This window comes from Acinetobacter sp. 228, from assembly GCF_048147885.1.
Window position 1 is genome coordinate 1 of sequence record NZ_JAYWYV010000026.1, and the last position, 22667, is coordinate 22667.

At 38.1% G+C, this 22667-nt stretch carries 19 protein-coding genes and 2 pseudogenes; 9 read left to right on the plus strand and 12 right to left on the minus strand.

The genetic code is table 11. The annotated features are described in order from the left end of the window. Positions 1 to 147: 147 nt before the first annotated feature. Positions 148 to 363: pseudogene (locus tag VXQ92_RS14500) on the plus strand (BrnA antitoxin family protein); the annotation flags it as partial. A gap of 448 nt (positions 364 to 811) precedes the next feature. Here the strand turns inward: VXQ92_RS14500 and VXQ92_RS14505 are convergent. The 7 genes and pseudogenes from VXQ92_RS14505 to cadR all read right to left on the minus strand — a co-directional run. Further along, positions 812 to 991 (minus strand): annotated as a pseudogene (locus tag VXQ92_RS14505) (hypothetical protein); the annotation flags it as partial. 203 nt (positions 992 to 1194) lie between these two features. Beyond that, entirely contained in the window at positions 1195 to 2094 is a 900-nt protein-coding gene (locus VXQ92_RS14510; protein ID WP_004733183.1) for a cation diffusion facilitator family transporter, read from the minus strand. An 86-nt stretch (positions 2095 to 2180) separates the two neighbouring features. Beyond that, on the minus strand, positions 2181 to 5339 hold the full coding sequence (locus VXQ92_RS14515; RefSeq protein WP_004733184.1) for an efflux RND transporter permease subunit: 3159 nt from the start codon (positions 5337 to 5339) through the stop codon (positions 2181 to 2183). Beyond that, entirely contained in the window at positions 5329 to 6579 is a 1251-nt protein-coding gene (locus tag VXQ92_RS14520; protein WP_004733187.1) for an efflux RND transporter periplasmic adaptor subunit, read from the minus strand. Before VXQ92_RS14520 ends, VXQ92_RS14515 begins: the two co-directional genes overlap by 11 nt. Before the next feature lies 1 nt (position 6580). Beyond that, positions 6581 to 7948, minus strand: coding sequence for a TolC family protein (locus VXQ92_RS14525; RefSeq protein ID WP_086044984.1), 1368 nt, complete (start codon positions 7946 to 7948; stop codon positions 6581 to 6583). Between the two features lie 48 nt (positions 7949 to 7996). Next, the gene (locus VXQ92_RS14530; protein WP_025465702.1) at positions 7997 to 8407 is read right to left on the minus strand and encodes a hypothetical protein; all 411 of its coding nucleotides are present in this window, start codon (positions 8405 to 8407) and stop codon (positions 7997 to 7999) included. Positions 8408 to 8549: 142 nt separating this feature from the next. After that, on the minus strand, positions 8550 to 8942 hold the full coding sequence (cadR, locus tag VXQ92_RS14535; protein ID WP_004992253.1) for a Cd(II)/Pb(II)-responsive transcriptional regulator: 393 nt from the start codon (positions 8940 to 8942) through the stop codon (positions 8550 to 8552). Between the two features lie 90 nt (positions 8943 to 9032). Here cadR and VXQ92_RS14540 point away from each other — a divergent pair, with 90 nt between their 5' ends. From VXQ92_RS14540 to feoB, 3 genes are read left to right on the plus strand one after another with little or no spacing between them, the layout of a single operon-like run. After that, a complete protein-coding gene (locus tag VXQ92_RS14540) occupies positions 9033 to 10313 on the plus strand; it encodes a cation transporter (protein ID WP_416682282.1) in 1281 nt (426 codons plus the stop codon). An 11-nt stretch (positions 10314 to 10324) separates the two neighbouring features. After that, a complete protein-coding gene (locus VXQ92_RS14545) occupies positions 10325 to 10585 on the plus strand; it encodes a FeoA family protein (protein WP_004665962.1) in 261 nt (86 codons plus the stop codon). Further along, on the plus strand, positions 10575 to 12404 hold the full coding sequence (gene feoB, locus VXQ92_RS14550) for a ferrous iron transporter B (RefSeq protein WP_416682284.1): 1830 nt from the start codon (positions 10575 to 10577) through the stop codon (positions 12402 to 12404). Before VXQ92_RS14545 ends, feoB begins: the two co-directional genes overlap by 11 nt. 123 nt (positions 12405 to 12527) lie before the next feature. Here feoB and VXQ92_RS14555 read toward each other — a convergent pair whose 3' ends face one another. Then, complete coding sequence (locus VXQ92_RS14555; RefSeq protein WP_416682286.1) at positions 12528 to 13484, minus strand: arsenic resistance protein; 957 nt, start codon at positions 13482 to 13484, stop codon at positions 12528 to 12530. Between the two features lie 125 nt (positions 13485 to 13609). Next, entirely contained in the window at positions 13610 to 14314 is a 705-nt protein-coding gene (locus VXQ92_RS14560) for an IS6-like element IS1006 family transposase (RefSeq protein WP_001067784.1), read from the minus strand. Positions 14315 to 14917: 603 nt separating this feature from the next. Here VXQ92_RS14560 and VXQ92_RS14565 point away from each other — a divergent pair. Next, complete coding sequence (locus VXQ92_RS14565; protein ID WP_004726755.1) at positions 14918 to 16537, plus strand: oleate hydratase; 1620 nt, start codon at positions 14918 to 14920, stop codon at positions 16535 to 16537. A 267-nt stretch (positions 16538 to 16804) separates the two neighbouring features. Then, positions 16805 to 17863: a 2,3-butanediol dehydrogenase gene (locus tag VXQ92_RS14570; protein WP_004281883.1), complete on the plus strand. Its 1059-nt coding sequence runs from the start codon at positions 16805 to 16807 to the stop codon at positions 17861 to 17863. 170 nt (positions 17864 to 18033) lie between these two features. Here the strand turns inward: VXQ92_RS14570 and VXQ92_RS14575 are convergent, their stop codons facing one another. Beyond that, complete coding sequence (locus tag VXQ92_RS14575; protein WP_416682288.1) at positions 18034 to 18738, minus strand: IS6-like element IS1008 family transposase; 705 nt, start codon at positions 18736 to 18738, stop codon at positions 18034 to 18036. Between the two features lie 38 nt (positions 18739 to 18776). On the opposite strand from VXQ92_RS14575, the gene VXQ92_RS14580 reads away from it, so the two are divergent. Then, positions 18777 to 19223 carry an organic hydroperoxide resistance protein gene (locus VXQ92_RS14580; RefSeq protein ID WP_191113106.1) on the plus strand — a complete coding sequence of 149 codons (447 nt, stop codon included), beginning with the start codon at positions 18777 to 18779 and terminating at the stop codon, positions 19221 to 19223. 6 nt (positions 19224 to 19229) lie between these two features. Next, positions 19230 to 19661: a MarR family winged helix-turn-helix transcriptional regulator gene (locus VXQ92_RS14585; protein WP_000042163.1), complete on the plus strand. Its 432-nt coding sequence runs from the start codon at positions 19230 to 19232 to the stop codon at positions 19659 to 19661. Between the two features lie 232 nt (positions 19662 to 19893). Here VXQ92_RS14585 and VXQ92_RS14590 read toward each other — a convergent pair whose 3' ends face one another. Further along, a complete protein-coding gene (locus VXQ92_RS14590) occupies positions 19894 to 20121 on the minus strand; it encodes a hypothetical protein (RefSeq protein ID WP_004812234.1) in 228 nt (75 codons plus the stop codon). A gap of 332 nt (positions 20122 to 20453) precedes the next feature. Further along, entirely contained in the window at positions 20454 to 21020 is a 567-nt protein-coding gene (locus VXQ92_RS14595) for a recombinase family protein (RefSeq protein WP_004282172.1), read from the minus strand. A gap of 361 nt (positions 21021 to 21381) precedes the next feature. Between VXQ92_RS14595 and VXQ92_RS14600 the strand changes: the two genes are divergently transcribed. Further along, positions 21382 to 22554 carry a RelA/SpoT domain-containing protein gene (locus VXQ92_RS14600; protein WP_416682291.1) on the plus strand — a complete coding sequence of 391 codons (1173 nt, stop codon included), beginning with the start codon at positions 21382 to 21384 and terminating at the stop codon, positions 22552 to 22554. Positions 22555 to 22667 lie beyond the last annotated feature (113 nt).

A 22667-nucleotide genomic window follows, 5' to 3' on the forward strand; every position in this document is an offset into this window, starting at 1 on the left:
TTCAGGGGTATATTTTAATTTTGTCATCGGGATAGTCTCTCAGAATATTGACTCTCCGACAAACCCGGTACGGTTCACTTGTGGTTAAAAACAGGACATTTTAAATGGTTTATCGCATAGACATTTTAATTGGTGAATAACAATGTACCAGATGAGCTATTAGATCTATCAGATATTCCTGAAATTACAGACTGAAGTAATGCTATTCGTCATGGGCAATTTTATTGTCCAGTAAAGCAACAAACCTCTGTTCGTCTTGATGCTGATGTACTTGCATGGTTAAAAGCACAAGGGAAAGGCTATCAGACACGCATGAATAAAATTCTGCGTGAAGCAATGTTAAAAGATTTAAAAAATCATTAATAAAAATGGGAGTTTAAGCTCCCATTTTTGATTTTCTAAAAACTTTAGGAAAATTTAAATTAATCTATAATTAGAATAGATTTTTTGATTAATTTCCTCTAATAAATTATTAGCTAGAATAATTTTTTCAGGGCTGTCTAAGCCGTCACAACGAAAAATAAAACTTGAATTTGCTTTCTCAACCGAAATCACATTCAGCCCAACAAAGTATTCATCCAGCTTTTTTAATTCAGAATGGCTAGGTTTGTGCAACAAAGCCAATTTGAATGGATTGGGGAAAACTCAGCTTTTGAATGTTTATGCAACAAAGCCGGTTTTAGTTATAAACTTATTCATTCAGGAATTATATTGCTGAATGAATAAGTCTAATTGATTTATTTATGCAACCCAACTATTCATTTGATTCATTTGATTCATTTGATTCATTTGATTCATTTGATTCATTTGATTCATTTGATTCATTTGATTCATTATTTTTAACTTGTTTTTGTTTAGAATTTTCAACTTTAGAAGCTTTTAAATTCTTTTCAAGAAATAACAAGCCGCCATCTGCATAACTAAAACTTGCGATACTAAAGAATGCACTAATTAACAGTAATTTAGTACAAAATTTATTTTTGAATAGCATGTTTATTTACTCTCATTTAATACTTGTTAGATATTCTAACTTTAAAGAATTAACACCCAGAGGACTCATAAATTACATTCTTGTAATTTTAAAATGTCTCAGGATGGTGTTTAAAGTGCGTGTGATAAATAGAAGTGTAATACAGGAAAATGGTAAGGTTTATCAGCCTAGTCATCTGTCCATTATGTAGAAAGAGCAGCACTTTAATGTTTATGCTGTTCCAATGTATTACATTCCTTACTTTCTATTTGTAACGTAATTTCAGTAATATTATGATTATGTTTTAGAACTTCTAAGGCCTTTTGATAGAGTTGATCTGTATTGCTATTCGGAGCAACCAAATGAGCAGTTAAATGAATATTTTTTGAGGATATAGCCCAGACTTTCAACTGATGAATCCCTTCAACGCCCTCTAGCTTCAATAAATCATTTCTTAACGACTCAATATCAATCTCATCAGGAACTCCTTCAAGCAGAATATTAATACTTTGTTTTAATAAAATCCAAGTTCGAGGTAAGACCCAGAAGCCAATTAACACAGCGATTACGGTATCAACCCACATCCACTGGGTAAAATAAATAACTATTCCTCCGATAATCACGCCTATCGATCCTAGAGCATCACTAAGAACTTCTAAATATGCACCTTTTATATTTAGACTTCCTTCAGCACTAGCAGAAAGGATTTTCATTGAAATCAAATTTACGACCAAACCAATGACCGCGACAATCATCATTTCAACACTTTGAATTTCAGCAGGGTTCGTAAAACGTTGATAAGCTTCATATACAATATATATTGCTACCACAAAAAGCATCACCGCATTAAACAGAGCCGCTAAAATTTCAAATCGCTGATAGCCAAAAGTTCTTTTATCATCTGCGGCTTTTTTACCAATTTTGATAGCGGCAAGAGCAATAGCTAAAGCGGCTACATCAGTAAACATATGAGCTGCATCAGATAACAAAGCCAAACTTTGGGTAATAAAAGCAGCGACAACTTCTACTATTAAAAAAGTAGTCGTTAAACCTAAGGCAACCATTAACTTCTTACTATTTTCTTCAGTAACAACCGCATGGCTATGATCATGATGTTCTGACATAAAATATTTTCCTTATTCTATTTATGATGAGCAGAGATATTGGATAACAGCCAATATCTCTGCTGTAAATCGACTAATCTATTGGATTAAGAAACTTTCTTTTCATTCATCCAGCGGTACAGTACGGGCAATAAAACCAATGTAAGCAGGGTAGAGGAGATAATTCCTCCAATAACCACTGTTGCTAAAGGTCTCTGTACTTCTGCCCCAGTTCCGGTTGCCAAAGCCATCGGGACAAACCCAAGGGACGCCACACAAGCGGTCATCAGCACAGGTCTAAGACGCAAAATTGCACCCTGCCACGTTGCATAATAAAGGTCATATTGTTGTCGCAACTCTTTGATAAAGGTGAGCATGACTAAGCCATTCAGTACAGCCACCCCCGATAGTGCAATGAAGCCAACCCCTGCTGACATGGATAATGGAATGTCACGCAACCACAACGCGATTAAGCCTCCACATAAGGCAAACGGTACACCACTAAAGACCAGTAAGCTTTCTTTGATATTATGGAATACAGCCATCAATAAAATAAAGATCGTCAACAATGCGAGCGGAACCACCAATTGCATACGCGCTTTTGCAGACATCAGATTTTGAAATTGACCGCCATAATCTATCCAATAACCGCTTGGTAATTCCTGTTTGGATAACGTGCTCTGAAGCTCTGTTACGAATGAGCCTAAATCACGTCCTTCTACATTTGCAGTAATAACCACTCGACGTTTACCATTTTCACGGCTGACCTGATTAATACCCAGGATATTTTCAACGCGTGCCACATCTTGCAGTTGGACTAAACCACCATTCGGCAATTGAATAGGAAGTACCGCTAACTGTTCAGGACTACGCTGGGATTCATCTAGACGGATGACAAAATCAAAACGCTTGTCTCCCTGTAAAATTGTTCCAACATTCTGGCCACCGACACTTGTAGCTACCAGATCCTGAATTGCTCTTACCGACAAGCCATATTGTGCAGCTCTGGACTTATCCACCTCTACATTCAACAAGGGTAAGCCACTGGTCTGTTCTACATTAACGGCTGTCGCGCCTGAAATTGAGTTAATTTTTTGAGAAATTTTATTCGCTTCGCGATTTAGAATCTCCATGTCATCACCAAATAATTTGACACCCACATCACTTCGCACCCCTGAAATTAACTCGTTAAAGCGCAGTTCAATGGGTTGCGAGAACTCACTGTTATTTCCCGGCAATGTCGCTAAGAAAGTAATCATTCTTTGGCGAAGCTCATCAATCGTTTGTTTTGGATCAGGCCATTCATCATGAGGTTTTAACAGTACCACGCCATCTGAAATGTTGGGTGGCATAACATCTGTGGCCACTTCTGCTGTACCGGTACGGGCAAAGATCGCTTTAATTTCAGGAAATTCTTTCAACAGTAACTTTTCAGTATTTTCCTGCATTCTCAGTGACTGTTCTAACCCTGTACTTGGGGAACGCATTTGCTGAACAGCAAAATCACCTTCACCCAGTTGAGGTGCAAACTCGCTACCTGTTTGAGTGGCTAGCACGCCCGTAAGCACTAAAATACAGGCAGCCACAATAGTCACAAATAAACGAAGCTCATAGGCTTTATCTAAAAGCAGTTCATATTTGGTTTTAAGCCAATGCATCCAGCGACTTTCGGTTTCCTTGACTTCTCCAGTGACAAATAGGGCAACTGCGGCTGGCACAAAAGTGACAGATAAAATCATGGCCCCAATTAAAGCCAGTACAACAGTCATTGCCATAGGATGGAAAAGTTTGGCTTCTACACCCGTCAGGGTAAAGATAGGTAGATAAACCACCAAAATAATTAACTGTCCAAAAATCAGAGGACGACGCGCCTGTTTTGCAGCCAAGAAGACTTCTTTAAATCTTTCAGAACGGCTAAGTAAACCACCTTTCAGCTTCTGAGCTTCTGCTAGCCGACGGATACAGTTTTCTACAATAACCACTGCACCATCAATAATAATACCGAAGTCCAGTGCCCCTAAACTCATCAGATTTGCACTAATCTTCTGCTCTGCCATTCCCGTCAAGGTAAACAGCATTGACAGTGGAATAACGCAAGCCGTGATCAGCGCAGCACGGAAATTACCTAGAAAGAGAAATAAAATAACAATGACGAGGATTGCACCCTCAATCAAATTTTTCTGAACGGTTTTGATCGCCCGATCAACCAAATGCGTACGGTCATACACAGTCTCAATCACCACACCTTTAGGTAGCGATTGCTGGATCGATTGCACCTTTTCATCAATGGCTTGAGCAACGGTACGGCTATTTTCTCCCATCATCATCATGGCAATACCCAATACAGTTTCTTCACCATTATAGGTTGCAGCCCCTGTTCTTAAGTCATGACCAATTGAGACATTGGCGACATCTGCCACCCGAATCGGATAGCCGTTTTTATTGGCAATACTGATGTTCTGGATATCTTCAATCGTGTTTAAAGTGCCGGGAACACGAACCGTTAGCTGTTGTCCATTTTTCTCAATATAGCCAGCACCACGGTTTTCATTATTCTCTGTTAAGGCAGTTTGTAAATCAGACAAAGGAATTTGCAATTGTTGCAATCGGTTCAGATCAGGGGCAACCACATAGGTTTTATTAAAGCCACCGATACTGTTGATCTCAGCAACGCCTTTTACGCGCTGTAATTGCGGTCTTACAATCCAATCCTGAATTTCACGTAAATCCATCGCCGAATAAGGGGTTCCATCCGGCTTTTTAGCATTTGGTTCGGCTTTAATCACCCATTGATAGATTTCACCTAAACCTGTCGAAATAGGCGACATGTTAGGTTGCACATCTTCAGGCATTTCTCCCATTGCTTCTTGCAAGCGCTGGTTGATAAGCTGTCTGGCCCAGTAAATATCCGTGCCATCTTCAAAAATGATGGTCACTTGCGATAAGCCGTAGCGTGAAATCGAACGGGTTTGTTCCATTTTCGGCATGCCTGACATGGCATTCTCGATTGGATATGTAATCCGCTGTTCCATTTCTAAAGCCGTAAAACCATTGGCTGAAGTGTTAATCTGCACCTGAGTATTGGTAATATCTGGTACAGCATCAATCGGTAACTTTTGATAACTATAAATACCAATAGCAATCCAAGCCGCAATAAACAGCATGACCCAGATTGCGTTATGGATAGAAAACTGGATCAGTCGATCAAACAGTCCTTCAGGTTTTACCGATTCGTGGTCTGGAATTTGAGGAGTTTCAGTGCTCATGTGAAGCCTCTCCTTTTTCCAGCTCGGATTTCAGTAAAAAACTGCCTTGAGCGGCATATTTTTGTCCCTGACTAAGCCCACTCACCACTTCAATCCATTGGCTCTCCCCAGATGATTGCCCTAATTTCACAGGTTGCGGACTGAATTCAACTTTTTGTCCATGCTGAGTGGCGACAAAAACCACATCTTTTCCATCGACATTCTGAACTGCGGACTTAAGTACCCGTAATGCGGTACTTTCACTCCGTTGTTGCAACTGTACGTTCACCATCAAGTTTGGACGTAATTCGGTTGCATTCGATTCAACTTTTGCTCGCACCTGAAGACGACCTGTTTGAATATCCGCTTCAGTATTTAAAGTCTGAATAACAGCTTGATAAACCTTTTCTGTTTGCAAGGATTTAAATTCGATCTTTTGATTCGGGGCTAAGCCCATAATTTCAGAATTTGGAACAATAAATTCAAGCCAGAGTTGATCTAACCGGTCTATCGTAAAGAGTTGATCGGCTAACTGAACATTTTCCCCGAGAACCAAATCCTTTTTACTGATCACGCCAGAAATTGGGGCTTTTAAAATATAGCGCCCGTTACTAGCATTCACTGCACCAAATGCGCTTAAACGTGATTGGGCCGCTTGAACCTGAATTTGTGCCCGTTTATAACTGTTATAAGCCCGTTGATAGTCCTGTTTTGCTGAGATACCCTGTGACCACAATTGACGCTCACGCTCAAAGTCTTGTTTCGCCAGTTCCAGATTGGTTTGTTCAATTTTAAGATTGGCCTGCTGATCAACTAGATCAGGAACAAGCAATGTAGCCAAAGGCTGCCCTTTCTGAACTTTTTGGCCGAGTTCTACATAAACATTTTCTACATGACCGCTAAAACTCGGTGAGACATGCGCTTGCTGATCCGTATTCACATTCAGTTTGGCAGGATAAGAACTTAATTTAACCACCGGACCTTGATCGACCGCTGATAACTGTATGCCCTGTTCCACCAGTTGCTTGGCCGTCAGGCTCACGCCTTCTGCATGCTCTTCGGTTTCACCGCCATGTTCTTCACTTCCATGTTCCTCTGCGCCTTCTTCCTCTGCATGTTCATCTGATGTTTCAGATTTATTCTTACCCGACAAGATCAAGAAAATACTGAGGAGTACGGTTGCGCCGATGACAAAACCAATCAGTAGAGGTTGAGAGATTTTTCCGCTCTGTTTTTTTAAGCTGTTTTTAAGATCGAACATGTTAATTTCCCCCACCAATGACAGGCATGGCCTGTATGTCTTGCCATAAGTTTTGATTGATTTGTGCAATAGCATCTTTCGACATGACTTCACTTGGGCTAATGCCTAAGCTCAAACTTTCTGCTTCAATGGCCTTTTGCCAGCCATCCCGTAACAACTGGACTTTACGCAGACGGATGTCTTGTAATTGAAGCGTGGCTTGCTGAACATCGGTTAAAGCAAACTTGCCTGCCAAGAAACCTTGTAGCGTCTTACTTTGAACTTGAGTCGCCAAAGGAATTTGAGTCTCGTCAACGACTTTGAATTGCAGCTCTAAACCCTGCAACTCGGTTAAAATTGTGCCTATTTGCAGCGCATTTTGCTTCAGATAAAACTCTTTCTGACGCTCTAATAAGTTCATTTTTTCTTGCGCGATTTTTATGCCATTTTGCTGACGATCGAAAATATTAAGCGGTACACTGACTCCGACTACTAATTGATTTTGTGTGGAGTTTTCCAAGGATTGGGTGCGGTTAACGCCCAGGTTTAAAGTGGGGTTAGGACGTGCCTTTGCCCTTAGTTGATCAACCGTTGCTTGAGACTCTAATACCAGTAAAGCTCGATATTTCTCAACGTAGTTTTCCGCTAAATATTCTTGAACCTGTTCATGAGTCGATTTTGGCCAGAGCTTTTGTGAAGAGAGGTTTACCTGCAATGACTTATCAGAGGTTCCCCATAAATTTGATAATTGTTGGGTGGCCACTTGTACCTGTAAGTCTGCCTGTCTAAAAAGACGGATATTTTCAGCATGGCTTAAACGTGCGCGATTTACATCTACTTGGGCAATACTGCCTGCATTAAAGCGCTTTTCGATTGCTTGAAGGTTTTCTTGGCTCACCCGAAGTTGTTCATTGACAATGTTTTTTTCAAGTTCAGCAATGGCCAGTTGTGACCATACATATTTCACTGCAAGCTCAATTTGTGCTTGATAAATCTTCTGTTTCAGCGCTGTTTTATCTGTAGAGAGACTGGCTAATTTTTGGTTTGCTCTTCGCTCACCAAAAATATCCAAGGGTTGTGATATGCCAATGGTAAGCTCTTTTTCATTATTTGAACCAAATCCCGTTTGTTCAACTGACAGTTCAGGATTTTTAAACAGCTTACTTTGCTGAAGATTCGTGGCATTAATGCTGTTTTGCGTTTCCCAGAAATTTTGGGACGCTTGATACTGGTTGACCTGATCAATGGCTTGTCGCAGCGTTAAATCTTGAGGACTGGCGACTACAGAAGTACTCAAGCTGATCATTGCGGATAGCAAGACACCTGTACGGAATGCTGACCAGGATAAATTCAGGATAGAAGTATCCTGATATAATTTGTTTTTTGACATGAAATGCCCCACACATAATAAGATTAGGAGTGGTGGGCTTTTATAAGACTACCCCACCAATAGTAGGGGCAAATCAGGAGGGGGTGTTAATTGATTCAGATAAGGGGATTTATAAAAAGTTCTTCCCAAATAAGATGGTGTAAGGACTGTCTCAAAATGAGTTTTAAGCTTCAAATCATCGGGTGGGTCAATCTGAATCACGATTGTATTTGAGAAATGACTGCACTTTTCGTTAAAACAAACCTTCTGACAATAGTCATAAATTTCTTTATAGTTTTCTAAGGAATAAAGTGCTTGACTAGGACTATCACTCTTTTCGTCTAAATCGATTGGATTAGAGAGTATTGAATTGGGTATGTTTGGCATTTCATGCAGACACGCAGCCTCTGCCACACTCCAAATATTCTGGAATGTGAATAAGAGTACCAATATCTGGATTAGAAATGTTTTTCTCTTCATACACAAATCTGTATTTAAAACACCAATAAGAAGCTGTCCAGATCTATCAAAGATCTGATCACAGAATTTGAGTAACCTTAAACTTTTTGCAGCCTTAAGTAAAGATATACAGAATTTTTGAAAAAAGCATAGGTCTAGATAATCAAGCTAGATTTTTTAGAACTCCACATTGGTCAATTGTACATAAGCCATCACAAGTACCTCTTAAATCAGATAATTGTTCAATAAGCTTTTGTTGCTTGATTATATTTTCCCTGATAGCACTGACATGTAAGTCAATTAATTCATTCACATCTGAACAATTTTTCTTGGGATTATCTTTATAGGTGAGTAATTGACGAATTTCATTCAAACTCATATTTAAAGTTCGGCAATTCAAAATAAACTTAATTCGCTCAACATAGCCTACATCGTAAAGGCGGTAATTTCCTTCCGTTCTTTCGGGTTCCGGAATTAAACCTTCCTTTTCATAAAACCTAATTGTTAATACTGAACATGAGGTTTTTTTAGAGAGTTCACCAATTTTTAAATGCATTGAGTTAGTATTTCCAAAAAATCTTGACTCTATAGTAACTATAGGGATTCTAATATTCAAAGTTTATAAATTTTTTTAATGGGTATAATTATGAGTGGTTGTGGATGTAGTAAAGAAACACCATGCGAAGATAAGAAATCTCAACAAGAAAATCATCCATCAATTGCAGAAGCAAACAATTCAAAGAATTGTAATAATACGCTTAGCTGTTGTGGGGAAGAGGAAGAAAAAAAATCTTCATCCCCTTGCTGTAACACTTCAAACAGTTGTGAAGATACCGCTCAATCCTGTTGTAGTTCTGATCCCAAAGAAAATTTAAGCACTGAAGACGTTTTAAAAGATTCGCACTACATGAGTGAATACTTAGTTCCCAAAATGGATTGTTCTGCGGAAGAACAGATGGTTCGTATGGCGCTATCTTCAATTGATGGTGTTCAAAAACTCATCTTTGATTTACCTAACCGGTCTTTAAAGGTTCTACATAATCAAAAAGATGAAAATATAACTACCAAACTTGAAGCTTTGGGTTTTGGTGCAAAGCTTGTGAAGACTGAAACTTATATAAGCAATCAACAGGCTAAGCAAACAAGTACCTATACCATTCCTAAAATGGATTGCTCTGCTGAAGAGCAAATGGTCCGTATGGCTCTTGCAGATATTGAAGCAGTTAAAGGTCTTACTTTTGATCTTCCCAATCGAAAACTGAAAGTCTTCCATAATGAAGGGATTCAGCAAATTACGGCTAAACTCGAAGGACTGGGTTTTGGGGCGAAACTTGATGAAACACAGCTTTCTACAGGCGATATACCTAATGAACCTGATCCTGTGAGACAAGCTAAAGTACTTAAACTGTTATTAGGCATTAATGCTCTACTGTTCTTTATAGAATTCATCAGCGGAATTATTGCTGCGTCTACAGGATTGATTGCTGATTCTCTAGATATGTTTGCCGATGCAGCCGTTTATGGTATTGCGCTATATGCCGTCGGAAAAGCTGCGAAATATCAAGTGAAAGCAGCCCATTTCGCAGGTTGGATTCAGTTATTACTTGCTGTCATCGTGATTATTGATGTCATTAGACGATTCATGTTTGGAAGCGAGCCAGAATCAACGCTCATGATTGTTATTGGCCTGCTCGCACTTATAGCTAACGTGACATGCTTATATCTTATTTCTGGTCATCGAGAAGATGGCGCACATATGAAAGCCAGTTGGATTTTCTCGGCGAATGACGTTGTCGTAAATATGGGCGTTATATTTGCCGGTGTACTCGTGGCGTGGACGGGATCAGCTTATCCAGACTTAATCATTGGCATCCTGGTTTCTTTATTCGTGCTTAATGGTGCTCGAAAGATTTTGGCTTTGAAGTAAGAGTATCGAAAATGAATCTATTTCAAGTTAAACAAAATCAGATCGTCAAAATTAGAGATCTCAAAAAAGGTAATCAATACAGTCATACCACTGATCCCGTATTGGAACGGCTCCAACTATTAGGTTTTAGAGAGGGTGAAACTCTACAAGTACTCGCTAAAGGTGTTTTTGGCGGAGATCCTGTTTTAGTTCAGATTGAAACTTCAAGATTCGCATTAAGAAAGAATGAAGCTGAAAGAATTTTTGTAGAGTTAGTATCCAATGAAGATTAAGAACATTGCATTAGTCGGTAATCCAAATTGTGGAAAAACCTCTTTATTTAATACGCTTACTGGTACGCGACAAAAAGTTGCCAACTATGCTGGAGTTACCGTAGAAAGAAAAGAAGGTTCTTTTAAATTACCTTCTGGTGATGCAGTACGAGTATTGGACTTACCCGGAACTTACAGTTTAAAACCTAGTAGTTTAGATGAAGAAGTCACCAGGGCAGTTTGTTTGGGCGAGCTAAAAGGTGAAATTCTACCCGACATTTTTATATGCGTCGTAGATGCCACAAATTTAAGCTTACATTTGAGCTTGGTTCTCGAAGTTCGTGCTTTAAATCGCCCTATGATTCTTGTATTAAATATGATGGATGAGGTCAAAAAGCGTGGTATTTCCATTGATAAGGATAAACTGTCTCAACTGTTAGGTATCCCTGTAGTTGAAGCTGTCGCAGTTAAAACAAAAGGAATTCAAGATTTAATTAATCAATTAGATCAAAAAAATCTTTTTATTACTCCTTATCATTCTGAATTAAGTCATTTTGAACAGGTCAAACAAATCACCAAACAAGTTATTTTAAATAATGACAGTGGTGATAAAAGAACCGCATTTCTAGATAAAATTTTTCTACATCCTGTATTGGGTTTAGTAATCTTAACTTTAACCATGTTTGTGATGTTCCAGGCGGTATTTATATGGGCAACGCCTTTTATTGAATTCATTGAAAATTTTGTCGCATGGCTCAGTGATTTTATTGGACCACTAATCCAACATCCTCTATTAAAAAGCTTGGTTGTGGATGGGGTAATTGCTGGTGCAGGTAGCGTGCTTGCATATATGCCTCAGATTTTGATTTTATTCTTCTTCATTTTAATGCTTGAAGAGTCAGGCTATTTACCCCGGGCAGCATTTCTTTTAGATAAATTAATGTCTAAAGCCGGGCTTAGCGGCCGTTCATTTATTCCTCTGCTATCCAGTTTTGCTTGTGCCATTCCCGGAATTATGGCAACCAGAAGTATCAGCTCTGAACGGGACCGATTAGCAACAATTATGATTGCACCCTTGATGACCTGTTCAGCAAGATTGCCAGTATATGCTTTATTGATCGCGGCATTTATTCCCAACCAATTAATCTACGGCTGGTTAAGTCTGCAAGGATTAGTCCTTTTTGGTCTTTATATGTCGGGAATAGTCTCAGCGTTATTAGTTTCAGTGTTTCTGAAATTGGTTCGAAAAGATAAAACTGAAAGTATTTTTATTTTTGAACTTCCCACATACCGAATTCCAGATATTAGAAATATTGCATTAGGCTTATATGATAGGGCAACTATTTTCTTAAAACGAGTTGGTGGCATTATCGTCGCACTGTCTATCTTGTTATGGGTGCTAGTCACGTTCCCTCAACCACCAGATAATGCAAGCATGCCGGCCATTAACTATAGTTTAGCTGGTCAGTTAGGACATTTAATTCATCCTATATTTGCGCCTATTGGGTTTACATGGGAAATATGTATTGCACTCATTCCTGCTATGGCAGCAAGGGAAGTTGTAATTGCTGCTCTTGGGGTGATTTATGCGATGTCAGGTGATGAAGATACAGTAACTCAAAGTCTGTTAAGTCAAATTTCAGGCCCGGATGGATGGGGGTTAGCCACAGGTTTATCATTATTGGTATGGTTTATTTTTGCTCCCCATTGTCTTGCTACGTTAGCAACAATTAGACGAGAAACTGGCAGCTGGAAACAGCCCATCATTATGGCAACTTATTTGTTTGCATTAGCCTACATCTTTTCATTCATCACATATCAAGTTGCGAGTAAGTTTTAATTAGCAAATGAATAAAAGAGGGGGGGAGCTAGCTCCCCCCCCCCTTTATTAAATTACTCGATGTAAGCGTGGGCTTCTGAATACTTTTATCTAACTATAACAACTACTTAAATGTTTAAATCTCTAGGTTTTGAATAGTCGAGGTATCAGACGAATATAGATTGGTAAAAAGCATAGTTCAACGATAGTCTGAGTCAAGATTACAGCAGGAATTATGGGCATACTTCCCGGAATTGCAAAAGCTAATGGAAGAATAACAAATGAATTTCTATATGATGCTGAAAAGGACACAGCACTAGCAGAGCCAGATTCTAATCGAAAAATACGAGCAATTATCCAACCCACGAATGGAGCAATAATGGCAAAAGAAATATAAATTGGTAAAGCTTGAAGAGCTGCACTTTTTGCAAGCCCAATTTGAGGCATAACTGATGCTAGGACGATAAACAAAACTAGGGCTGTGGCAGGTACAGGAAATAAGTTTAGGCTTTCAGCCACTTTTTCTGCTTGTTCATTTCTATTCCCAATGAACTGAACTATAGCTGCCATTGCTAAGGGTGCAACAATGAACCATACAAACGCATGGACAAAAGGACCAATTTCAACAAGCTGAGCTACCTCTTCTCCTAGGAGTACACCAAGATAAATTGGTAGTAAGATCATTTGGATAAGCAATAATACAGGTGTCATCGCAAGTAATAATCTTGCATTACCTTTCCCAACATGGGTGAAAGTAATCACATAATCAATACACGGTGCTAGTAGAACAAAAAGTACAGCTAAACGAATAAGTGGGTTTTCAGGTAAAAATTGTATTAGACCTGCCGTAATTAAAGGTAAGGCAATAAAGTTAGTAATAAGTAATGCAGAAATAAAACGTAAATTTTTTAATGCCTTGCCAATTTCTGCAATAGGTACTTGTAAAAAAGTAGCAAATAACATTAATGCCAGTGCAGGGTTAATCAAACTTTCTAAAATCGTCGCTCCACTGATGGTTAATCCAAAAATAGCTCCGATAAAGATGGTACAGAAGTAGATTTTGACTTGATTATCTTCAAGAAAATTTCGAATATTTTCCATTTTAATTGAGTTACTCACTTGCTTTTAAATAGCGGTATACCGCCTGGCGACTAATTCCAAATGCCTGGCCTAAGGCACTGTTGCAAATAGAGATTTGAGTCGATGATGTTCCCTTTAAAAAGTACTTAGAGACCGAAAACCCTGTTGATTAGACACACTTCACCCTGAGGCTGACCATAATAAAATGACGATGCTTGTCCTTTACGTAGTGCACGCATGACTTCAATACCTTTAATTGTGGCATAAGCCGTCTTCATAGATTTGAATCCTAATGTGGCCCTGATGATCCGCTTTAGCTTGCCATGATCACATTCAATCACGTTATTTTTATACTTAATCTGCCTGTGCTCAAGGTCTGGTGGACATTTACCTTCCCGTTTTAACCGTGATAAAGCACGTCCATATGTGGGTGCTTTATCCGTGTTGATCACTTGTGGAATTTGCCACTTCTTCACATTATTTAAAATTTTTCCAAGAAAACAATATGCTGATTTGGTATTACGTCTAGAAGAAAGATAAAAATCAATGGTATCGCCACGTTGATCGACTGCACGATACAGATAAGACCATCGTCCATTCACTTTTACATAGGTTTCATCAATATGCCACGAGCTCAGATCTGTAGGATTACGCCAATACCAGCGTAACCGTTTTTCTATTTCAGGAGCATAACGTTGAACCCAACGGTAAATAGTCGTGTGATCAACATTCACACCCCGTTCGGCCAGCATTTCCTGCAGTTCACGATAGCTAATGCCATATTTACAATACCAGCGCACAGCCCAAAGAATGATTTCGCCCTGAAAATGCCGACCATGGAAAGGATTCATATGCTGCACCTTTAGCTAAAACAGTCTTCAACTTACCATTCGTGGTTATTTGCAACAGTGCCACTTGGGTGGTCTGCCTTTAGCTGGAACATGCTTCTGCAATTGCTCAACCATTTAAATAAAAGGTTGACCATGAGATGCCTGTATATCGCTTAAACTGTGTTTCAGAAAGCTTCTTTGAATCAATGTATTTCATCCGCAGATTATGCACGAATGCTAAGAAAATTAGAGTACAAATATCAATCAAAAAGGTGCTCGTTTTTTGATTTATGAAAGAGATCTATTATTCAATTATATCTTTTAATGATCAATAGAAAGCCTAGTTTCAAACACATTCTTCAGACACAAACAAATATGATCAAAATAGAGTGATTACTCTATAAAATAATAAAATCAATTACTTAAATCATATTTTATTTTAAAAAAATACAAATGTGTATTAAAAATAACCATTACTTACATTTTTTTGATTACAAAATATAATGAGTAAATTGCTTCCCATTTCATACATTTTTCATATATAAAAAGTCATACTATTTTTAAGGTTTTTCTAAATCACATTTTATACTTCATAGTTTTTAACATCATTATTAAAGGTGAACCATGCAAAAGAAGAAGCGCACCCCATTAGACGCACAACAGTCCCATCTTTGGATTATTGGTGGTGGTATCGCAGGTATGGCTGCTGCTGCATTTGCAATCCGTGATGCCAAAGTCCCTGCCAAAAATATCCATATTTTAGAAGAACTCGATATTTCAGGTGGTTCGATGGATGGTGGACATACACCGCATGCCGCGCAAGCTTGGGTAACACGTGGTGGGCGAATGCTGACCGATGAAACTTATTTGTGCCTATGGGACTTATTTTCCAGTATTCCATCTTTGGAAAATCCAGACATTTCGGTGCGTGAAGAATGTCGTGAGTTTAATGAAAAAGTGAAAACCCACGCCAATGCACGGTTGATTGATGCCGAACATGTCATTGCGGATGCAGCAAAGCTTGGTCTGAATACGCTACATCGTGCACAGATGCTGCGCCTATTAGCTTCAAAAGAAGAAAAAATTGGCAGTCGCCGCATTGATGAGTTTTTTGATGAAACCTTTTTTGAAACCAATTTCTGGCGCATGTGGCGCACGACTTTCGCTTTTCAAAAATGGCACAGTGCAGCAGAGTTAAGACGCTATTTCTTGCGTTTTATTCAAGAATTGCCACGCATTCATACCTTAGCGGGTGTGAAACGTACCAAGTACAACCAATATGACTCGATGATTCTGCCCCTACAGCGTTGGTTAGTCGCACAAGGCGTCGATGTGCGTTTTGGACACTATGTCACAGATGCAGACTTCATTACCAATGCTGAAACTCAAGAACGCTACGCTTCACGCCTATATGTACAATTGCCTGAAGGCTCAGAGCAAATTAATCTGAAAGCCAATGATTTAGCTATTTTCACTTTAGGCTCTATTACAGCAGACTCACGTTATGGCGGTAATCATGACGTGCCTGCCCTTATTCGTCATCGAGAAGATCATGGCTGGACGCTTTGGGAAACGCTGGCACAAAAAGCCCCAGACTTTGGCCGTCCAATGACTTTTTATGGCAATGTCGATGAACATAAGTGGGAGTCTTTCACTCTGACCATGAAAGATGACGTGCTACTTAAACGTATTATTGACTATACAGGCAATGAACCAGGCACAGGCGCACTCATGACTTGGTATGAGTCGGGTTGGCATTTATCCATCGTGGTTCCTGCACAGCCACACTTTGCCGACTTACCTGAAGGTTTATATACCTTATGGGGCTACGGTTTCCAAATTGACCATATAGGCGATTACATCAAAAAACCAATGTCCGAAGCCACGGGGCAAGAAATCCTAACAGAACTGATTAAACAGCTCGGTTTTGACGACATTTTAGATCATGTTTTGGCAACGACTGATGTTACTACCGCCATGATGCCATACGCCTCTGCCCTATTCGCCTGCCGTAAACCGGGGGATCGTCCACAGGTAATTCCACAAGGCTCACAAAACTTTGCTTTCCTTGGACAGTTTGTGGAAATTGAAGATGACGTGGTCTTTACTGTGGAATATTCAGTTCGTGGGGCGATGCTTGCCATTTATGAATTTTTTGGGGTGGAACGTGAAATCCCTGAAATTTACAACGGTCTACTTGATCCCAAAGTGGGTTTAAAAGCTTTAGAAACAGTGTTCCACTAAGTTTTTAATATATAGCGATAAGAGCACCTTTATGTCGCCACTATTACATAGTTTAATTTAAGCAACGTTTGGATACACGAGTGTGGCAGGGATGCCACACGTTATCCATCATAATAGGGATGTTATGTATGGGTAACAAAGGCTTTTGCTTTCTTTTGGCTTATCAAAAGTAAGGGTATTGCCTACACAAACACCTTTTATACTTTATTGAAAGTTGAGGCCGTGTACGCACTGGTTTACCGTTAACATCAATATAAGGAATATAAAATGAAAGCAGCTCGTTTTTATGACCGAGGGGATATTCGAATTGAAGATATCCCTGAACCGAAAGTACTTCCAGGCACAGTTGGAATTCAAGTTGCGTGGTGTGGTATTTGCGGTACAGATTTACATGAATTCATGGAAGGTCCTATTTTTATTCCACCTTGTGGTCACCCACACCCAATTTCGGGAGAATCTGCACCTGTAACAATGGGACATGAATTTTCAGGCGTGGTTTATGCAGTTGGAGAGGGTGTAGATGATATCCAAATTGGGCAACATGTCGTAGTTGAACCCTACATCATTGCTGACGATGTGCCGACTGGCCCCAATGATAAGTATCATTTATCAAAAAATATGAACTTTATTGGTTTAGGCGGACGCGGTGGTGGTCTTTCTGAAAAAATTGCAGTTCAGCGGCGTTGGGTACATCCTATTTCAAATGATATTCCTTTAGACCAAGCAGCATTGATAGAACCTTTATCTGTCGGTCATCATGCCTATGTCAGAAGTGGCGCAAAAGCTGGCGATATCGCACTGGTTGGTGGAGCAGGCCCAATAGGCTTACTTTTATCTGCTATTTTAAAGGCTAAAGGTCTCACGGTCATCATTACTGAACTGAGTGCAAAACGTAAAGAAAAAGCGATAGAAGCGGGTGTTGCCGATTATGTACTAGACCCATCTAAGGTTGATGTAGTTGCTGAGGTAATGAAAATTACAGAAGACCGCGGTGTAGATGTCGCTTTTGAATGTAGTAGTGTCAATAAAGTCATGGATACACTCGTTGCAGCAATGAAACCAACTGGTGTAGTCGTTATCGTTTCTATTTGGAGCCATCCTGCCACAATTAATGTGCATAGTGTGGTGATGAAAGAGCTAGATATTCGTGGCACGATTGCTTATGTAAATGATCATCAGGAAACTATCCGTTTGGTTGAGCAAGGTAAGATTAATCTAGAACCTTTTATTACCCAACGGATTGCATTAGATGATCTTGTTTCTAAAGGCTTTGAAACATTGATTCATAATAATGAGTCTGCTGTAAAAATTATTGTTCATCCGTAGTAACGCCTAATTTGAATGACTAATTTGAATAAACTAGAAATAAACTCTATGTAGCTATTTCTAATATCTTTATAGATAGGGAATGAGTCTGTACGTACAGATTCATTCTCAAATTTACGGCACTGTTGCAAATAGAGATTTGAGTCGATGATGTTCCCTTTAAAAAGTGCTTAGAGACCGAAAACCCTGTTGATTAGACACACTTCACCCTGAGGCTGACCATAATAAAATGACGATGCTTGTCCTTTACGTAGTGCACGCATGACTTCAATACCTTTAATTGTGGCATAAGCCGTCTTCATAGATTTGAATCCTAATGTGGCCCTGATGATTCGCTTTAACTTACCATGATCACATTCAATGACATTATTTTTATACTTAATCTGCCTGTGCTCAATATCTACTGGACATTTTCCTTCTCGCTTTAATCGTGATAAAGCATGGCCATAGGTCGCTGCTTTACCTGTATTGATGACCCGTGGAATTTGCCATTTTTTCACCGTATTGAAGATCTTTCCTAGAAAACTATAGGCTGATTTACTGTTCCGTCTAGCGGAAAGGTAAAAGTCAATCGTATGACCCCGTTGATCAACTGCACGATACAGGTAAGTCCATCGCCCCTTCACTTTGATATAAGTCTCATCCATATGCCATGAATGTAAATCTGTAGGATTACGCCAATACCAGCGTAACCGTTTTTCCATTTCTGGAGCATAACGCTGAACCCAACGATAAATTGTACTGTGATCCACATTTATGCCTCGTTCAGCGAGCATTTCTTGAAGTTCACGATAGCTGATGCCATATTTACAATACCAACGAACAGCCCAAAGAATGATTTCACCTTGAAAGTGCCGACCGTGGAAGGGATTCATCTGCTGTATCTCGAAATAAATAAGATATTTAGCTTATCATGTCAGCCTATTTGCAACAGTGCCATCTTTATTCTACCCAGGTTAAAGCAATCGGTGGACGTTCAGGAAATATTCGTAGTGAAGATGGTATCTTAGAACTAAAATTGGCTTTGCCAAAAGAATTAGGTGGTAAAGGTGATGCAACGAATCCTGAACAATTATTTGCAGCTGGCTATGCTGCATGCTTTGGAAATGCAGTGATCCATGTAACTCGTAGCAATAAAGAATATAAAATCCGTGATAACGATGTAGAGGTCCTGAGTACTGTTGGAATGGTTGCTAATGGCAATGGTGGATTTGCCTTGACAGTACACTTAGATGTCACGCTTTCAGGTATTTCACAAGCTGATGCAGAGAAAATCGTGGAACAAACGCATCAAGTATGTCCTTATTCCAATGCTATTCGAGGTAATATACAGGTGTCTACCACTGTCTATACCAAATAAAAAGCTATGTCCAAGAATCAGCTTTGCTTAGATGAGCAACTATGTTTTCCTATTTATGCTGCATCTAATTTAATCGTAAAAGCTTATCGCCCTTTTCTTACACCTCTCGGACTCACTTATCCTCAATATTTAGTGATGTTGGTTTTGTGGGAAAAAGAATGTGTAAGTGTGGGTGATCTTGGACAAATTTTACATCTTGATAGTGGAACATTAACCCCACTATTAAAAAGAATGGAGACATCTGGTCTAATTAATCGATCACGTGATCCTAATGATGAAAGACGAGTTCTTATTTCATTAAAAGATAAAGGGCGAGACTTATCTGCTGAAGCAGAAAAGATTCCTAAAGAGCTTACCAAGAACATTGAGTTTGATAACTTAAATCAATTACGAGATGAATTAAAAGTATTAGTTAATCTATTATCAGAAAGAATTTGAGACCTCTTAATATCTGATAATGGAAGCCTGTTTACTTTCAAGAATCAATTAGTTTTTCTAAAATAAACATAATACACCTTATACGAAGTCAAAAAAATATATCTATATGATAATTAATGAAATTGTAATAACTATTCATAATGACCATTATGTAAAATGGATATGATAGAAGTGTACTAGTGAGTACACTTCTATCATAAAAAAGAGAGCTGCTAGCTCTCTTTTTTATGTTTTATTCAAAATGAAGTTGATATTTATCCGTCGTAATCTTGATCTTGAGGTTCTTATATTTTCGTTTTGTGGCACTCAGGGCTGAATCTGTCACTTCTGCATAAAATTTAGGGTCATTCATTAGATCATTAAATAGTTTATATCCAATCAATAACTTACTGGATTTTTTCTTTTCCTTTAGATCATTTTCAATCAACTGATCCAATTCTTTTACAGAAAAACTATGCATATTACCCTCTATAGTATCTTTCTGATAAAACACCATACAGACTTAGCAAGAGGATTTAAAGCTTATTAGATAATTGATATTTATGAAATTGTGAGAAAGATAATATATTAGATTTATCTATTTAAGTTAAGTTTTTCTAAAAATAACATAATACACCTTATACGAAATACTTGATATTTATCATTAAATTTCAGTATATTAGATCAAGCCGTTGTGGGGCATAGGGTACCAGAGCGGCTTTTTATTGATTATTTATGTTCCACGCTTAAAATTCGAACAATGTTTCATGATTTTTATAAGTTAAACTAAATTTAGTTGCCAATCCCAATAAGCTATTCACTAACTTGTAAATATCGGTATACCGCCTGACGACTAATCCCAAAAGCTTTTCCTAATGCCATTTTTGATGGATACTTCCCTTCCCTCCATGCTTGTCGTAAAGCTTCAGCTTGGTCAGGCTTTAGTTTATGCACCCGACCTTTGTACTTCCCCTGAGCAGAGGCGAGTTTTATTCCTTCCTTTTGCCGCTCTAAAATGATCTCACGTTCGAACTGTGCAAAAGCACCCATCAATTGCAGCATCAAATTATCCATCGGGGTGGATTCGGCCGTAAAAGTAATATTTTCTTTTACAAACTGGATGGCAATCCCTCGTTTGACCAGTTTATCTACTTCAGTGACCAAATCTTTCAGGCTTCGCGCAAAACGATCCATGGAATGTACAATCACCCTGTCCCCTTCCCGGACATAGTTCAACATTTCCTGAAATTTAGGTCGGTCAGTATTTTTACCTGAAGCACGGTCAACAAAAATCCGGTCGACTTCAATTCCCTCAAGTTGACGTCCAGTGTTTTGCTCGACAGAACTTACCCGGATATACCCTACTTTTTGGCCTTTCAATTTTTCACGCCCCAATTGGATAAAAATGAACAATTTCGTAAATTATAAATCTTTAATACTAAAGTTACATGTTATTTATGATTAAAAATCATTTAAATGATACATAATTTCATGAACTTTCAGATTGTAACTTTAGAGTACACTCTAAAGATACATTAAAGCTTATAAAATACGATAAGTGACTTTTGCAAGATATCTTGTATTCGAATCAGTCATCTTGAAAATTGGACTGCCTTATGTCTAGAATTTTGGTGGCTATTCACTTTTTTAGTTGGAAAAAACTTTGATGTAATTGAATAATGTAAAGATTTACAAGTAAATATCTAATAAAATATGGTTAGCTTTTATCTTATGTATTCCAATGAAATTTTCTAAAAAAGATGTTGTCCGCGCAGGGAAAAATTTAATAGATGATGATCTATTAAATGATCAAGAAAAATTCAACTCAACAATGGGTATCCTTACATATTGGAGAGATAGCCATCTAGTACCTTTAGAAAAATCCAATCAATTACTTAATCGATATATTCACAATATAGATAAAAATGCATTTATAGCGAAAAGAATTAAGCGTTTTGACTCCATTAAAAGAAAGTTAAAACGTTTTGATAAAATGGAACTAAAAAACATGCAAGATATTGGAGGGATTCGAGTAGTCGTATCTTCCCAAAAACAAGTAGACTCAATTTTAAAAATTTTAACCAATGAAATGTGTTTTTATAATAAAAATAATGAGTTAATTAAAATTGATAACTATATCAAAAATCCAAAATTTGATGGTTACAGATCAGTCCACATTGTTGGCATTTTCAAGAATAGCGAAGGCGAAGATAGAAAAATAGAATTTCAGCTAAGGACTAAACTGCAACATAGTTGGGCTACAACTCTAGAAATTATAGATATCTTTACTCAACAAAATTTAAAAAGTGATAGTGGTTTTCAAAACTATAAAAACTTTTTCAAATATGTCAGTGACTTATTTCAATTGATTGAGAGCTTCAAAAGTTTTCAAAAAAATAATATTGAAGAGTTACGAAAAGATCTCTTAAATCACTTAGAAAAAAATGACGTACTTTTCCAAGAAGCCTATGGAATAATGTCTTTTTTAAGACAAGGTACTAGCAATACTACTATTAAAGATCAACTACAGTTGTACTGCCTATCACTAAAAGAACTAAATCAAAAGCTAAGTAAAAGTGATAAAAATAGTTTTATTTTAATACGATTAAATATTGCAGCTAGAAAGCTAGAACATGAAAATTTTTCTAAAAAAGAGAGTAAAGAAGCTTTAGAACGTTATTCTTTATATGAGCAAACTCTTTCTCAAAATCCTAATATTATTGTGGCATTACTATCCACAGATGCTATTGGTGGTTTACAAGAAGCTTACCCAAACTACTTTGCAGATTCAGAAATGTTTCTTAAATATATAAATATTATCGAAGCTACAGTACAACTAATAATGATTAAGAAACATCTGAATCATATTAGCTCTCAATCTCAGAGTGTTAAGGATCAACCCGAGATCGTATAAGTATAAAAGAGACTATAGCTAATTCTATAGGCTCTTTGAACCGTACCGGGTTTGTCGGAGAGTCAATATTCTGAGAGACTATCCCGATGACAAAATTAAAATATACCCCTGAA